General features: G+C 43.7%; 15 protein-coding genes and 1 pseudogene. 6 read left to right on the forward strand and 10 right to left on the reverse strand.

Going from position 1 to position 14,759, the window contains the following annotated elements; translation table 11 throughout:
- Positions 1 to 28: 28 nt before the first annotated feature.
- From NSU16_RS19615 to NSU16_RS19660, 10 genes and pseudogenes are all read right to left on the reverse strand, one after another.
- Positions 29 to 262 carry a hypothetical protein gene (locus NSU16_RS19615; protein ID WP_339191770.1) on the reverse strand — a complete coding sequence of 78 codons (234 nt, stop codon included), beginning with the start codon at positions 260 to 262 and terminating at the stop codon, positions 29 to 31.
- 574 nt (positions 263 to 836) lie between these two features.
- Positions 837 to 1,169, reverse strand: a complete 333-nt coding sequence (locus NSU16_RS19620; RefSeq protein WP_010332477.1) for a hypothetical protein — start codon at positions 1,167 to 1,169, stop codon at positions 837 to 839.
- A 78-nt stretch (positions 1,170 to 1,247) separates the two neighbouring features.
- Positions 1,248 to 1,511: a hypothetical protein gene (locus NSU16_RS19625; RefSeq protein ID WP_010332478.1), complete on the reverse strand. Its 264-nt coding sequence runs from the start codon at positions 1,509 to 1,511 to the stop codon at positions 1,248 to 1,250.
- 445 nt (positions 1,512 to 1,956) lie between these two features.
- Positions 1,957 to 2,481, reverse strand: a complete 525-nt coding sequence (locus NSU16_RS19630; protein ID WP_339191771.1) for a DUF2247 family protein — start codon at positions 2,479 to 2,481, stop codon at positions 1,957 to 1,959.
- Positions 2,482 to 3,358: 877 nt separating this feature from the next.
- Positions 3,359 to 4,126, reverse strand: a pseudogene (locus NSU16_RS19635) (T7SS effector LXG polymorphic toxin); the annotation flags it as partial.
- A 19-nt stretch (positions 4,127 to 4,145) separates the two neighbouring features.
- Positions 4,146 to 4,415, reverse strand: a complete 270-nt coding sequence (locus NSU16_RS19640) for a YwqI/YxiC family protein (RefSeq protein ID WP_010332483.1) — start codon at positions 4,413 to 4,415, stop codon at positions 4,146 to 4,148.
- A gap of 11 nt (positions 4,416 to 4,426) precedes the next feature.
- Positions 4,427 to 4,792 (reverse strand): DUF5082 family protein, encoded by a 366-nt coding sequence (locus tag NSU16_RS19645; RefSeq protein WP_339191772.1) that lies wholly within the window; start codon positions 4,790 to 4,792, stop codon positions 4,427 to 4,429.
- A 347-nt stretch (positions 4,793 to 5,139) separates the two neighbouring features.
- On the reverse strand, positions 5,140 to 6,558 hold the full coding sequence (locus tag NSU16_RS19650; RefSeq protein WP_339191773.1) for a glycoside hydrolase family 43 protein: 1,419 nt from the start codon (positions 6,556 to 6,558) through the stop codon (positions 5,140 to 5,142).
- Positions 6,559 to 6,654: 96 nt separating this feature from the next.
- Positions 6,655 to 6,819 (reverse strand): hypothetical protein, encoded by a 165-nt coding sequence (locus tag NSU16_RS19655; protein WP_339191774.1) that lies wholly within the window; start codon positions 6,817 to 6,819, stop codon positions 6,655 to 6,657.
- Positions 6,816 to 7,109 (reverse strand): hypothetical protein, encoded by a 294-nt coding sequence (locus NSU16_RS19660; protein ID WP_339191775.1) that lies wholly within the window; start codon positions 7,107 to 7,109, stop codon positions 6,816 to 6,818. Before NSU16_RS19660 ends, NSU16_RS19655 begins: the two co-directional genes overlap by 4 nt.
- A 170-nt stretch (positions 7,110 to 7,279) precedes the next feature.
- Here NSU16_RS19660 and hutP point away from each other — a divergent pair, with 170 nt between their 5' ends.
- The 6 genes from hutP (at position 7,280) to NSU16_RS19690 (ending at position 14,753) form a co-directional block, all read left to right on the forward strand.
- The gene (gene hutP / locus NSU16_RS19665) at positions 7,280 to 7,726 is read left to right on the forward strand and encodes a hut operon transcriptional regulator HutP (protein WP_010332488.1); all 447 of its coding nucleotides are present in this window, start codon (positions 7,280 to 7,282) and stop codon (positions 7,724 to 7,726) included.
- A gap of 112 nt (positions 7,727 to 7,838) precedes the next feature.
- Positions 7,839 to 9,365, forward strand: coding sequence for a histidine ammonia-lyase (hutH, locus tag NSU16_RS19670; RefSeq protein WP_168749177.1), 1,527 nt, complete (start codon positions 7,839 to 7,841; stop codon positions 9,363 to 9,365).
- Positions 9,362 to 11,020: a urocanate hydratase gene (gene hutU, locus NSU16_RS19675; protein WP_339191776.1), complete on the forward strand. Its 1,659-nt coding sequence runs from the start codon at positions 9,362 to 9,364 to the stop codon at positions 11,018 to 11,020. The genes hutH and hutU overlap by 4 nt, the downstream gene beginning before the upstream one ends.
- Before the next feature lie 12 nt (positions 11,021 to 11,032).
- Complete coding sequence (gene hutI / locus NSU16_RS19680) at positions 11,033 to 12,298, forward strand: imidazolonepropionase (protein ID WP_339191777.1); 1,266 nt, start codon at positions 11,033 to 11,035, stop codon at positions 12,296 to 12,298.
- The gene (hutG, locus tag NSU16_RS19685) at positions 12,291 to 13,250 is read left to right on the forward strand and encodes a formimidoylglutamase (RefSeq protein ID WP_339191778.1); all 960 of its coding nucleotides are present in this window, start codon (positions 12,291 to 12,293) and stop codon (positions 13,248 to 13,250) included. Before hutI ends, hutG begins: the two co-directional genes overlap by 8 nt.
- Before the next feature lie 75 nt (positions 13,251 to 13,325).
- A complete protein-coding gene (locus NSU16_RS19690; protein ID WP_339191779.1) occupies positions 13,326 to 14,753 on the forward strand; it encodes an amino acid permease in 1,428 nt (475 codons plus the stop codon).
- Positions 14,754 to 14,759: the final 6 nt, after the last annotated feature.

The raw sequence follows: 14,759 nt of genomic DNA on the forward strand, positions 1-14,759 counted from the left end.
AATCTAATTCACTGCACTTTTCTTTTATTCATTCTATTCTTTCATCAGCTTCCTCTGTTGTTAAAATACCTCGTTTATTTTTGTACTTAATATTTTCTTTTGCCCAAATTAAAATGATCTTGGTATATTCCACTGTCTCTATTGTGCATATACTATCTTCTCCTTCGTCTGCGAAAATATCTTCAACCATAGTTTTATGTTTATCAGAACTAATTAAATTTAAATTCCCACCACTTTCGAATATTGGTAATTCCCCAGACAATACTTTTATTAATTGTTCAATTTCTCCTTTATGCTGTCAAAATCACTAAATATATCAGATCCTAACGAATTACTAATAAGGTAACCATTTTTAAGTATTTTCTCTTCTTCGAAATCCAAAATGACTTCATCATAATCATCTTTATATTCAATTGCATATTTATATTTGAGCATATACTATCTCCGTTATTTCTTATTCACCGGTAGATAGTGTGAGTTAATACAAGCAATATAATGAGTATTCCCCAACTATTTTCCTCTCAGTTCCAAAAAATTCTTTCAGTAGTTCTTTTACTGTATATTTCGAATCAGAAGTATAATAAAATGCATCCGATACATTTCTAAAAAAATTGTGCATATGTTCAGGTTTATTAAAAATAGAAAAAATGTTTTCAATATCGCTAAACATAATATCATCAGATGAATTGTTATATATATCCTTCAAAAAAATGTATGTAAATTGCTCTATGCCAAGTTGATCTATCCCTCAATCTGGTAGATATAGGTGGTATGTTTCCAACCTAAAAGAACCTTGAAAGGGTTTAACCAATTTCAAGGTCCCAATTTAAAATTTTTTAATTATCGCTTTTCCACACTTCTTGACCATCAGTTAATAAAACTGTACTTGGCGGATCATCATAGATAGAGATTTCTACCAATGAACTTTTTTCTTGTCTCAACCAATTATATACGTTGCCTTCATTCTGAATCGGTTTGGATAATATTTTATTTACTTTAAATGCGGCTGCATTATATTCTGTATAATTATTATCATCTTCATCCAATCCATTGTCTGTTTCAAAAACAGTATCTAGTTCTCCAATAATCCTTAACCCACTTGCCCATTCTAATATCAAGTCATTATTTTCATATTTTATTAAAGTTTCAATTAAAGAATCATAACCCATTCGATTCCTCTTTTCCAAATGTACTTACTTGATTGATAAAAATAGAAAATCATTAGTTCTTCCTGCGTATTTAGAAAATTAATTTATATCGTCTACATCATTTAATTTTTTTATAAGTATTCTTTTCCTGAAAATACAAATACCAAAAGGGAACAAAAAGAAAAATACACCATATGAAAAACCAGCAATCACATATAACTCTATATCGTTAACTTGATTGACATTTGCTAACCAGATTGTCATGATAGTTAGAAATATTCCTGCTAGGGGGAAAACAATCTGGATGATTAATAGTGATTGATTTATTTTTCTTAATAAAAGTTTCTCATTTATCTTCTTCACTCTCTATAATCACCTTTAAAAAAAGTCTGATTTCTTCGACTATGGTCAATATATAAAAACCTTGATAAGCAATGCCAATCAAGGTTTTATTATTTATCAAGACCAGAGGCTGTTTTCTTTATATACACCGCATTCTCTTACTAAACAAACTGTTAATCTTTTTGCAGTTCGATCAGAATAAAATGTTGACGAGAGATCTTTATCAGGATTTTCTTCTAGCTCAGAACATTCTAGTTATTTAATTTAGTTTTTCCCATAATATTTTCGTAGACTGATTTGTATGCTACTGTTTCATCATCTTTATATTCTAATAATAAAACATATGTAGCCAATGTTTTTCCCATTTTAAAACCAGCTTTCACTATGCAGATCCAATTGACTGCACTTTTCTTTTACCCATCCTCTTTTTTTGATAATATAGGTAACAAATTTAAAGCCAAGTATCTCAATTTTGTAGATATTTGTGTTCTTTGTTCAAGAATTCATTAAACAAGTTAATTAACCTAGCTATATTCTCTTCTTTTGAGTATTTTGATTGAAGGTTATCTTTAGAAGGTAAATAATTAATAAAACTATCCATATCTTCTGGATAATTAAAATCTGCATATACTTCTGCAATCTGATTTAATAACTCCTCAGAATCTTTTTGATGCTTTTTTTTCAAAAAAACAAGCATACCAAATCTCCATTTTCTTTTTTCAACTTGCAGAGCATCGGCATCTAGATTCAAGCCATCAATATTTGACTCTTTTAATATACTTAAGAGTAAACTCTCGTAATCAAAATCTTGATCTCCCCAAGCTAGCTGAATAATATTTTGATCATTAGTTTCCGGATGCCTTGTTAAAAAATCTACCGCATAATTAGTGACATCACCATAATTTATTAGATCAAGTTTTAGCCCAACATAAAGTGTTTTCCAATCATACTTTATTTTATATTGTTTTAAAACGTCTACATAGACACTCATTTACATCACCTTAACTTTATGGTCTTTGATTTGGAGAACCAGTTATTTGCCCATTAGGAATAAATCTTCTATGTGTAACTCCTTTAGTCGGATCAACAATCCATTCAAATACTCCATTTTGATCCTTAATAGTTGTTATTCTCTCATTAATTCTTAGGCCTTTATTATATACATCTTTATAATCGTAGTACTTCATTCCACCCTCAATTTGATATAATTTCCTTTTGACATTGTCACCACCAACTATCTCAAATTCTTTAGCCTGCGGAGTATAATTATCAATAATATCATTAAATCCATGTTGACCATCAGGTTTCTTTAAAGCACTCCCTGAGCGTGTATTATCAAGTACCGGATGAGAAATATTTTTAATCGTATTTTTAGAAACAACCTTATTAACACCCTTACTTTCCTTCTCCGCAACATGTTTAGCCACATCTGTAACAACACGCTTCCCGCCTCGGACCGCCATTTTTTTAACAGCACCCTGAGGACTTACCCACTCAATAAATTCGTACTGCGTTCCGGCAAGAAACGAATCAAGTGGCTTAGCTCCGCCTACTTTATCTTCTGGAATGTAAGAAACCTCTTCTAGCCGCTTTTTCCCTCCAGCGTAGAATTCTCTCACAATTTGGCCGTTTTCATATACAAAATATTTGCCGCCGACGTAGTCGATGCTTGCGGTATCGCGAGTTAGTTCGTCAATCACTTCTATCGTATCTATCTTTTTTAATCCTTTATGATTATATAGTTTATCATTTATCACCCGTATGTCTCCATAGACTTTCGGGTGGGCTGCTGCTTCTTTCTGCAGTACCGTCAAGTTACTGTCATCACCATAAATCTCACGCTCGACCTTTTGTTGTTTGTCATCCATCATCACAGAATCAACGTTTGATTGCTTATGTTTCTCCAGTTTCTTCAGCATCATCTCCATCGGTGAATCATCCGGCTGTTTCATTTGCGGATTGATGGCGCCAAATGTTTGGTTGATCTTTTCTTCTTCCTGTGATTTCAAGATGGAACCGCTTTTGTACCCTGTGATTTCAATTTTAGGACCGGTGTACATGGTTTCTAGCTGATTGATATATTTTTTCATCGTTTGAAAATCTGATTTTGCCGTTTCTAATGCGTTGGTTTGCTGGCCGTCAAATTGAAAGAGCTTATGCAGGGTGTCTGTAATCAGCCGCTCAGCCTGCTCTGTTTCCAACCGAAAAAAGGAGTCATTGACTGTCGGCAGGTTGACGATGTGATCAATGGCCGACGTCTGACGATTGACTGCGTCTGTGAGCTGCTCTGTCACTTCTCGTGCATGCTTGATCCCATGTCTTGCATCGTGTGAGAGAAAAGCCTCTGCAATCATGCCGTGGGAGTCAGATTCTACAGAGGAAATCCCATGCTGCGTTTGTTTCAGCACTTTTTTGTATTCATCGATAAACATGCCAAAGAAAAGGAGAAAAGGCTTGTGGCACTCTTCGTAAAAGATCCGGATGGCATCTCCGCCTTTTCCTTTTAACGCATCCTTCATGCCTGCCAGGTGCTCAACGCTTTTTTCCAGCTTCTCCAGCTGCTGTTTTTGCTTGTCCAGTTTCTCAATGGTATGCTGAATGCCCTCGTGAAGAGCGTGGACATCTAATGTTTTCAATCCCTTGTCCTCCCGCGCTTTATTTCATGGAAGATGATATGTTTTCGTCCGTTTCCTTCATGGCGTTTACCGCACTTTCCGTTTGTGCGATATGCTTGGCCAGAACGGACGCATATGCTTCAGTGAGCTCTTTGATGTCCTCATTTAATTGCTCGATGGACTTTACAACATTCAAATGGTTTCGTCCTGAGATATGGCCGGGCAAGGAGGACTTGAGTTCAGCTGAGTTCTTAAGCTGAGAAAGTCCCTGTTTGACGGTTCCATAGACCATTTTGATTTCCTGTGCCATTTGCGCTCACCTCACTTTTTATGTTTTTCCTTCTCTATTTCATGCTCTATTCTCATGATTTGGCGTCTCATGGAATAGACGTCACCCTCTAGAGAGTGAATTTTTTCATCTATACTTTCGATGATTCCGTTGACTTGTTCGCTTTTGATTTGACGATATGCTTTGTTCATTCCTTCACGAATATCTTCAAACCGCTCAGCATGTGTTCCTCTCCATGCATTCCCGTTAAGATGAGGCCGATGAATGAGATGCTGGGCCTCGGAAAATTCGTGTTTGATTTGCCTGATTTCGTGCAGCACTCGTTTTAACTGATGGATCTGTTCCTGTTTTTCATGTAAGTCGGCTTTGACCGAATGTAACAACATTTCACTATGCATGCCGCAACACCTCATGTTTCTATCAAACTGTGTTAATCTTTGACAATACAGACTATTTTCATATTACATGATGGATCATATTGGATAAACAGGTAAAAAGGTTTGTGTTAAACAGAAATGCAGAGGGACTAAATCGCTATAAACCTATCAACTCTCTATAAAAAGTAGTGACATTCAACATAACAGGACTATAAGAATAGGTCTTATTTCCCCTAATCTTTTCTCTCTCGCATTCTGTCCTTCCTCATTTCTTATCGTCAATATAGGTGATAACACATTTATAATCTGGAAACGTCATCTTATGCAAAAGGAAAAAGCGCCTTTCCATAGAAGGCGCCTTCTCCATCTTATTTAGATCCCCATACAGCCTCACCGCTGCCATTCAATATACTAAACGTCATCACGTTCTTCTCTCTCACCGAATCCCACTGGCGTAAAAATACGCCATGATACATCTTGCCTGCTAACGTAAGTTCAGCTGTATTCTTTCCGGTTTTCTTCCACGTTCCGGTCATTTCCCCGGAAATGGTGTGGTCTTTGTTGAGCTGAATGTTGATGGTTTTTTTGATGTCTGCTGAGATGTCTTTACCGTGCTGAATGAGCTTGTAGGTTCCTGTGATGTCTTTTTGTTTTGCTTTTTCCAGTATTTCTCCTGCGTAACGATATGGCGCCACTACCGGCCAGCCGGCTTTATTCATGAACATTTGATGGACTCTGACTTCATGTTCTTCACCCTTGTCCGGGAAGCGGGTGTGGAAGATTAAATAGGAGCGGCCGGTTTTTTCGTCATAGTATGCGGAGTTGTGGCCTGGTGAGACGTAGCCGGTTCCTTTTTCATTTTCTGATTCAAATGAATAGCTGCCCATGAGTTTGACGCCGTATGGTTCGATGGAGCGGTCGTCGAAGAATGTGCCTTCTTTGCCGCGGACGTCAATCATTGAGTTGCCCTCTGCATCATAATACGGGCCATCCGGATTCTTGGAGCGGGCGACACGGATGTTATAGCCGCCTGTTGCGTCAAGACCGCCATATGATAGGTATAAGTAGTAATACTGGGTGTCTGGATTGTAGAGCACATATGGGCCTTCGATTCTGCTGTGGTTGCCGCCGAGCAGTTTTTTGCCGTAGCCCTGTCCAGGGAGCGGGAAGCCCGTTTTCGGATTCATTTCAAGAATGAAAATGCCGCCTGAGTATGATCCGTACACCATCCACAGCTTGCCGTTTTTATCAAAAAAGGTGTGTGGGTCTACGACGTTCGGGTGTTTGGTTGCGTCATACGGTGTTCCGTCACTGCTTGTGCCTTCCATGCCTGATTTCAAAAAGATGCCCTTGTTTTTATAGGGCCCTTCGATGTTATCAGCGACGGCCACTCCCATGGCGGATCTTGGTGAGTCACCGCGGCAGGCGTTGTAGTACATATAGTATTTGCCGTCCGCTAGCTGTGCGACATCAGCCGCCCACAGGGTATTGGATTGCGCCCATTCGAAGGTATCTTTTAATTCTTCATAGACATTGGGAATAAGAGGGTTGTTGTTGCTGACGCTGGTGGTCAGCTGCTGCCATTGCATGAGGTCATTCGTTTTTGCTGAAGCGAGATGAGATCCAAAAACATAAAAGGTGCCGTTTGACTCAATGATGGAAGGATCATGGACACTGACTTCTTTAAAGACGGGTTTTTCTGCCTTTTGCGCATAGACGGAGTTTGGCAGGGTGAAGGCCATGATAAGGGCTGCAAGAAAACATACACGGAACAATCGGTTGAACATCTAAACAATTCGCCTCACTTTTTTATCATTTTTTAAGCGCTTACATCTTTCTATGAAGAAACACCGGCCCGCTATGAAGGCCGGATGTTTTCATATTCAAACGGGTAGGTAATGCCCCACTGTTCTCTGACATTGTCCATGATGCTCATGACATTCCAGGGAGAGACTGATGGTCTGGCTGCCTGTTTGGTGCAGGATTGCATTTTGCATATCCTCTACTTCATAGTTCAACCCTTTTGCGGTTTCTCCTTCTTCAATCATCTCTGTTTTTCCATTGGCGTATGTAATGACTGCTTTGTCCGGCCTTGTAAAGTCGTCGACTGTGATAAAGGGCCGTTTTCTTCAGCGACCACGCCCCTTTTTGGCATTTTTGCGCGCATGGTCAGCGATATGACAGCCATTTCGTTGTCAGTGTTTTTTAAGATGACGCCCGACTGCTCGTCTACAGTCGGCTTGGCAGGGCTGAGGATCTCATTCGGCTGGCTCGTGAGAAAATACCTTGCGAACGAGAGCGCATAGGCTCCTGTGTCCAAGAGTGCGCCGCCATCCACACACCTATCTGGCTATGGTGTGCAATGTGCTGAGATTTCTGCATCACGATATCACAATACCAATCTAACTTGTTAAAGACTGTAAAAAACCTTTTGACTTCTATTGCTGAAACACTTAATATAATACTCAGTTAATAGTTATCAGAATTTTTAGGAATTGAGTGATTCATATGACACTGCACAAAGAGCGCCGGATCGGCCGGCTGTCTGTTCTTCTGCTGCTTCATGAAGCTGAAGAACGTACACAGGTCGAGGAGCTGGAGCGAGATGGATGGAAAGTCTGTCTTGGCAAGGTAGGATCAATGGACGCGCATAAAGTAGTAGCTGCAATTGAAACCGCTTCCAAAAAGAGCGGTGTCATTCAATCTGAGGGCTATCGCGAGTCACATGCGCTTTATCATGCGACGATGGAGGCTTTGCATGGCGTGACCAGAGGTGAAATGCTGCTAGGATCGCTGCTTCGGACGGTGGGATTGAGGTTTGCCGTTTTGAGGGGAAATCCTTATGAAAGTGAAGCGGAAGGCGATTGGATCGCTGTCTCGCTTTACGGAACAATAGGAGCGCCGATTAAGGGACTTGAGCATGAAACATTCGGCGTTGGAATTAATCACATATGAAACAGCCCATAGATCTTAGACGATAGGGGGCTATGCGTGAAATCAAATTTTCACAGCATAGCCCCTTTTTGTATGGGCGCTTTACCAAAGTAAAGAAAAAGGAGTTGGGCTTATGGTGACTTTAGACGGTTCTTCATTGACAACAGTGGACGTTGCTCGTGTGCTGTTTGATTTTGAAGAGGCAGCGGCTTCCGAGGAAAGTATGGAACGCGTGAAGAAAAGCAGAGCGGCAGTGGAACGGATTGTACACGAGGAAAAGACAATTTACGGCATCACAACCGGATTTGGCAAATTCAGTGATGTCTTGATTCAAAAAGAAGACTCGGCGGCGCTGCAGCTGAATTTAATCCTTTCACATGCCTGCGGTGTCGGCGACCCTTTTCCTGAGTGTGTTTCTCGGGCCATGCTGCTTTTGCGCGCCAATGCGCTGTTAAAAGGCTTTTCCGGTGTACGCGCTGAGCTAATCGAACAATTGCTTGCCTTTTTAAATAAACGCGTCCATCCTGTCATCCCCCAGCAGGGATCACTTGGCGCAAGCGGGGATCTGGCGCCGCTCTCCCACCTGGCGCTTGCGCTGATCGGGCAAGGAGAAGTCTTTTTTGAGGGAGAAAGGATGCCGGCAATGAAAGGCTTGAAAAAAGCTGGCATTCAACCGGTATCACTGACATCCAAGGAAGGGCTTGCCTTGATTAACGGGACTCAGGCCATGACTGCTATGGGTGTGGTCGCATACATTGAAGCGGAAAAACTAGCCTATCAAACAGAGCGCATTGCCAGCTTAACGATTGAAGGGCTCCGCGGAATTATCGATGCGTTTGACGAGGATATTCACTCCGCCCGCGGCTATCAGGAGCAGATCGATGTCGCAGAGCGAATCCGTTTTTATCTATCTGACAGCAGCTTGACGACCTCTCAGGGAGAACTGCGGGTTCAGGATGCGTATTCATTGCGCTGTATTCCGCAAGTGCACGGTGCGACCTGGCAGACGTTAGGCTATGTGAAAGAAAAATTAGAGATTGAGATGAATGCAGCTACGGACAACCCTCTTATTTTCAATGACGGGGACAAAGTCATTTCTGGCGGAAACTTTCACGGACAGCCGATCGCCTTTGCCATGGATTTTCTAAAAATCGCAGTATCAGAGCTTGCGAATATCGCAGAACGCAGGATAGAGCGCCTTGTAAACCCGCAGCTGAATGACCTGCCGCCATTCCTAAGCCCTCATCCCGGTCTGCAATCCGGTGCAATGATCATGCAGTATGCCGCGGCCTCACTTGTTTCTGAAAATAAAACCCTGGCCCATCCCGCAAGTGTGGACTCTATTCCGTCATCCGCCAACCAAGAAGACCACGTCAGCATGGGAACCATCGCCGCGCGGCATGCTTATCAGGTGATCGCAAATACAAGAAGAGTGATTGCGATTGAAGCAATTTGCGCATTGCAGGCTGTTGAATACAGAGGCATAGAACATGCAGCCTCCTACACCAAACAGCTTTTTCAAGAAATGAGAAAAGTCGTGCCGTCCATTCAGCAGGACCGTGTTTTTTCCTATGACATTGAACGCTTGACTGACTGGCTGAAGAAGGAATCTTTATTACCTAATTATCAGAAAGAAGAACTAAGGGGGATGAACATATGACTGATGTAAAAAAATCAATCCGTGCCAATAGAGGAACAGAACTTGAATGCTTAGGGTGGGAGCAAGAGGCGGTGCTTCGGATGCTTCGAAACAACCTTGATCCGGAAGTCGCCGAGAAGCCGGAGGACCTGATTGTATATGGCGGAATTGGCAAAGCCGCACGGGATTGGGACGCTTTTCACGCCATTGAGCAATCCTTAAAAACACTAAAACATGATGAGACATTGCTCGTGCAATCCGGAAAGCCCGTTGGCATGTTCCGTACACACCCGCAGGCGCCGCGCGTGCTTTTAGCAAACTCTGTGCTTGTTCCGAAGTGGGCGAACTGGGAGCATTTCCACGAGCTTGAGAAAAAAGGGTTAATGATGTACGGGCAAATGACAGCAGGCAGCTGGATTTACATTGGCTCACAAGGCATTTTGCAAGGAACCTATGAAACCTTCGCTGAGCTCGCGAGACAGCATTTCGGAGGAAGCTTAAAAGGGACATTGACGCTGACAGCCGGTCTCGGCGGAATGGGAGGCGCCCAGCCGCTATCTGTCACGATGAATGACGGAGTTGTGATTGCCGTCGAGGTTGATGAGAAACGAATTGACAAACGAATTGAAACAAAATACTGTGACCGGAAAACAGCGTCGATTGAGGAAGCCTTAGCGTGGGCTGAAGAGGCAAAGCTAGCAGGAAAACCTCTCTCCATCGCTCTTCTCGGAAACGCGGCAGAGGTTCACCATACTCTTCTGAACCGCGGCGTCACCATTGATATCGTCACCGATCAGACGTCTGCCCATGACCCATTAATCGGTTATGTTCCTGAGGGCTATTCACTTGATGAAGCTGATCGTTTGCGCCAAGACAATCCAGACCTTTACGTGCGCCTTGCGAAACAAAGCATGAAAAAACATGTGGAAGCCATGCTGGCCTTTCAACAAAAGGGCTCAGTTGTATTTGACTACGGTAACAATATTCGGCAAGTTGCTAAGGATGAAGGGCTGGAGAATGCCTTCGATTTTCCGGGGTTTGTCCCTGCTTATATCCGCCCCTTATTCTGTGAAGGAAAAGGGCCATTCCGCTGGGCGGCGCTTTCCGGTGATCCGGCAGATATTTACCGTACGGATGCGTTATTAAAAGAACTGTTCCCGGCAAATAAAGCCCTTCACCGCTGGATCGATATGGCTCAGGAAAAAGTCGCTTTCCAAGGCTTGCCGTCCCGTATTTGCTGGCTTGGATACGGAGAAAGAAAAAAGATGGGACTTGCCATTAACGAATTGGTTCGAAACGGGGAGCTAAAAGCGCCTGTCGTCATTGGGAGAGATCATCTGGACTGCGGGTCTGTCGCCTCTCCAAATCGGGAGACAGAAGCGATGATGGACGGAAGTGACGCTGTCGGCGATTGGGCTGTGCTAAATGCGCTTGTCAACACAGCGGCGGGTGCGAGCTGGGTTTCCTTCCACCATGGCGGCGGCGTTGGAATGGGCTATTCTCTGCATGCCGGTATGGTTGCGGTTGCCGATGGAAGCAAGCTGGCTGACGAACGGCTTGCCCGAGTCTTAACGAGCGATCCGGGATTGGGCATTATCCGTCATGCGGATGCGGGTTATGAACGTGCTGTTGAAGTAGCGAAAAAACAAGACATTATCGTGCCGATGCAAAAATAAGGGAGTGATGACATGCCGAAACAAATTGATACAATACTCATCAACATTGGTCAGCTTTTGATGATGGAAAGCAGCGGCCCCCGCGCGGGCAAAAGCATGCAGGATCTTCATGTGATCGAAGACGCTGTTGTCGGAATCCACGAACAGAAGATTGTGTTCGCCGGAAAAAAAGGGGCTGAAGCCGATTACGAGGCAGACGAAATCATTGACTGTTCGGGACGGCTTGTAACGCCGGGCCTCGTCGATCCGCATACCCATCTTGTATTTGGCGGATCTCGGGAAAAGGAGATGAATCTAAAGCTTCAGGGCATTTCCTATTTAGAAATTCTGGCGCAGGGCGGCGGGATTTTGTCCACTGTCAAAGACACCCGGGCTGCCTCGGAGGAAGAGCTGCTGCAAAAAGGCCATTTACATCTGAAAAGAATGCTGTCATATGGCACGACCACGGCTGAAGTGAAGAGCGGCTACGGCTTAGATAAAGATACAGAGCTGAAACAATTGCGTGTCGCGAAACAACTGCATGAGAGCCAGCCCATTGACCTTGTCTCCACTTTCATGGGCGCTCATGCCATTCCGCCTGAAGATAAGGAGCGCCCCGATGAGTTTTTAGATCGCATGCTGGACCTCTTGCCGGAAATAAAAGCGGAAGAGCTCGCAGCCTTTGCAGATATTTTTACAGAAACAGGCGTTTTTACAGTCAGCCAATCCCGACGTTACTTAAAAAAAGCGGCTGAGGCGGGATTCGGATTAAAAATCCACGCTGATGAAATTGATCCTCTTGGAGGAGCTGAATTAGCGGCTGAGCTAAGAGCTGTCTCAGCCGATCACTTGGTGGGCGCCTCAAATGAAGGCATACAGCAAATGGCTGAATCAGGAACCATTGCTGTCCTCTTGCCGGGCACGACGTTTTATCTTGGCAAACACACATATGCCAGGGCAAGAGACATGATTGATGCGGGGGTACGTGTCAGCTTGGCAACGGACTTTAATCCGGGCAGCTCCCCAACTGAAAATATTCAGCTGATCATGTCGATTGCCGCGCTTCACCTGAAAATGACCGCAGAAGAAATATGGCATGCCGTCACAGTCAATGCCGCATATGCCATAGGAAAAGGTGATGAAGCAGGGCAGCTCAAAGCTGGACGCTCTGCAGATCTTGTCATTTGGCAAGCCTCGAATTACATGTATATTCCGTATCACTACGGCGTCAATCATGTACATCAAGTCATGAAAAACGGAACAATTGTAGTCAACAGGGAGGGAGGCATTCATGGATAAATACCCTTTTCTCAGAGAGGCAGGTACTTCGTTTAAAGACCGAGATGTCACAAAAATGAGCGATCTGATAGAAAAATGGAACGGCCAAAGCATTAAGGGGCCGGGACTGATAGGTGTCCCCCTATCAAAATCGTCCATCAGTCATTCCGGCGCTTCCTTTGCCCCCGGAACAATACGCCAGGCTCTAAAACATTCATCGGCTTATTCTGCTGAGCTTGGGGAACATGTCGTATCAGATTTTCTTTATGATCTGGGGGATGTCGATATTCATGTGACTGATATCGTGAAATCACATGATCAAATCTTCCAAACCATGCATGCTCTGCTTTCTGATTATCCAGATTGGGTGCCGCTCATACTCGGGGGAGATAACTCCATCAGCTACTCCACCATAAAAGCGATTGCGCAAACGAAAGGAACGACAGCCGTTATTCAATTTGATGCCCATCATGATGTGCGGAACACTGAGGACGGGGGGCCGACAAACGGCACCCCCTTCCGCCGCCTTTTGGATGAAGAGATCATAGAAGGTCAGCATTTGATTCAACTCGGTATCAGAGAATTCAGCAACAGCTTGGCTTATGAAACATACGCGAAAAATCATAACGTGGACATCCACACGATGGGAATGATTCGTGAGAAAGGCCTGATCCCGACCATTAAAGAAATCCTGCCTGCCGTTCAAACAGGAACAGACTTCATTTTTATATCTGTTGATATGGATGTCTTAGACCAGTCTCATGCACCCGGCTGTCCAGCGATTGGCCCGGGCGGCCTCTATACAGACGAATTACTCGAAGCAATCAAGTACATCGCACAAGAGCCCAATGTCGCAGGGATCGAAATCGTTGAAGTTGATCCCACCCTCGATTTTCGGGATATGACAAGCAGAGCCGCAGCTCACGTTCTGTTACACGCATTAAAAGGGATGAAACGCTCCCGATTCAAGTGATCTTCCGGCAGGTTGTATGTTGATTACAAGAAATTCATCTGCCTGATAAACGGCAGCTAAAAGGAGGACGAGACGGTGGGTCTTCAGGAGAAAAGCGGCCATCAGCTGAAACGGACAATGAAAAGCAGGCACTTATTTATGATCTCATTGGGAGGCGTCATAGGAACAGGACTTTTCCTCAGTACGGGCTATACGCTAAGCCAAGCCGGGCCCGGCGGTACGATACTCGCTTATTTAATCGGCGGATTGATGATGTACCTCGTCATGCAATGTCTCGGTGAATTGTCAGTCGCCATGCCGGTGACCGGTTCCTTTCAAAAATACGCTACAACATTCATCGGGCCATCTACCGGTTTTATGGTCGGCATCATGTACTGGGTGAATTGGGTGGTGACGGTAGGTTCTGAGTTTACCGCATCCGGTATTCTCATGCAGCGCTGGTTTCCTGACAGCAGCGTATGGATGTGGAGCGCGATTTTTGCAGCTCTCCTTTTCGTATGCAACGCATTTTCAGTCAAATTATTTGCGGAAACCGAATTTTGGTTTTCGAGCGTGAAGATTGTCACCATCATTTTATTTATCATCTTAGGAGGCGCCGCCATGTTTGGCTTGATCTCTTTAAACGGGACGGCTGATGCCCCTATGTTTTCAAATTTCACCGGTCATGGAGGATTGTTTCCGAACGGCTTTCTCGCTGTATTTATCGCCATGATATCTGTGAGTTTTGCCTTTTCCGGAACAGAATTAATCGGCGTCACAGCAGGAGAATCCGCAAATCCTCAAAAGGATATTCCGCGCTCCATCCGTAATGTCGCATGGAGGACAGTCATTTTTTTCATTGGTGCCATCTTCGTATTATCCGGACTGATTTCATGGAAAGAAGCAGGAGTAATTGAAAGTCCCTTTGTAGCAGTGTTTGCAGAGATCGGAATCCCTTACGCCGCAGATATTATGAATTTTGTTATATTAACAGCCTTGCTGTCCGTGGCCAATTCAGGACTGTATGCCTCAACCCGTATGCTGTGGTCGTTAGCAAATGAAAACATGATCAGCTTTCGTTTTAAAAAAGTCACATCTAAAGGCATTCCACTCAATGCCTTAATCATCAGTATGGCTGTATCTTGTTTATCTCTCGTATCCAGTATTGTGGCACCTGGAACTGTATATGTGGTGATGGTAGCGATTGCTGGATTTGCGGGGGTTGTGGTCTGGATGAGCATTGCGCTGTCTCAACTCTTGTTCCGAAAGAGATTTCTTAAAAAAGGGGGGAATGTAAAAGATCTGACATTTCGCACACCGCTTTATCCTCTTATGCCTATAGCCGCCCTTTTATTATGTTCAGCTTCTTGTATCGGTCTCGCTTTTGATCCCAATCAAAGAATCGCTCTCTTCTGCGGAATTCCTTGTATCATCCTATGCTATCTCATCTACTATTTCAGAAAAAATCTTACGAAAGCAAAAAAAATCGAACAAGAGGATTATCAGGTTGATCATATCCTGTAATCAAAA

The organism is Bacillus sp. FSL K6-1003, assembly GCF_037964945.1.
Classification (GTDB): domain Bacteria; phylum Bacillota; class Bacilli; order Bacillales; family Bacillaceae; genus Bacillus; species Bacillus mojavensis.

Excerpts from the sequence above, each read along its gene's own strand:
- NSU16_RS19620 (WP_010332477.1), bottom strand. The coding sequence starts at position 1,169 with ATGGGTTATGATTCTTTAATTGAAACTTTAATAAAATATGAAAATAAT.
- NSU16_RS19630 (WP_339191771.1), bottom strand. The coding sequence starts at position 2,481 with ATGAGTGTCTATGTAGACGTTTTAAAACAATATAAAATAAAGTATGAT.
- NSU16_RS19640 (WP_010332483.1), bottom strand. The coding sequence starts at position 4,415 with ATGGCACAGGAAATCAAAATGGTCTATGGAACCGTCAAACAGGGACTT.
- NSU16_RS19645 (WP_339191772.1), bottom strand. The coding sequence starts at position 4,792 with ATGCATAGTGAAATGTTGTTACATTCGGTCAAAGCCGACTTACATGAA.
- NSU16_RS19650 (WP_339191773.1), bottom strand. The coding sequence starts at position 6,558 with ATGTTCAACCGATTGTTCCGTGTATGTTTTCTTGCAGCCCTTATCATG.
- NSU16_RS19655 (WP_339191774.1), bottom strand. The coding sequence starts at position 6,819 with ATGATTGAAGAAGGAGAAACCGCAAAAGGGTTGAACTATGAAGTAGAG.
- hutP (WP_010332488.1), top strand. The coding sequence starts at position 7,280 with ATGACACTGCACAAAGAGCGCCGGATCGGCCGGCTGTCTGTTCTTCTG.
- hutH (WP_168749177.1), top strand. The coding sequence starts at position 7,839 with ATGGTGACTTTAGACGGTTCTTCATTGACAACAGTGGACGTTGCTCGT.
- hutU (WP_339191776.1), top strand. The coding sequence starts at position 9,362 with ATGACTGATGTAAAAAAATCAATCCGTGCCAATAGAGGAACAGAACTT.
- hutI (WP_339191777.1), top strand. The coding sequence starts at position 11,033 with ATGCCGAAACAAATTGATACAATACTCATCAACATTGGTCAGCTTTTG.
- hutG (WP_339191778.1), top strand. The coding sequence starts at position 12,291 with ATGGATAAATACCCTTTTCTCAGAGAGGCAGGTACTTCGTTTAAAGAC.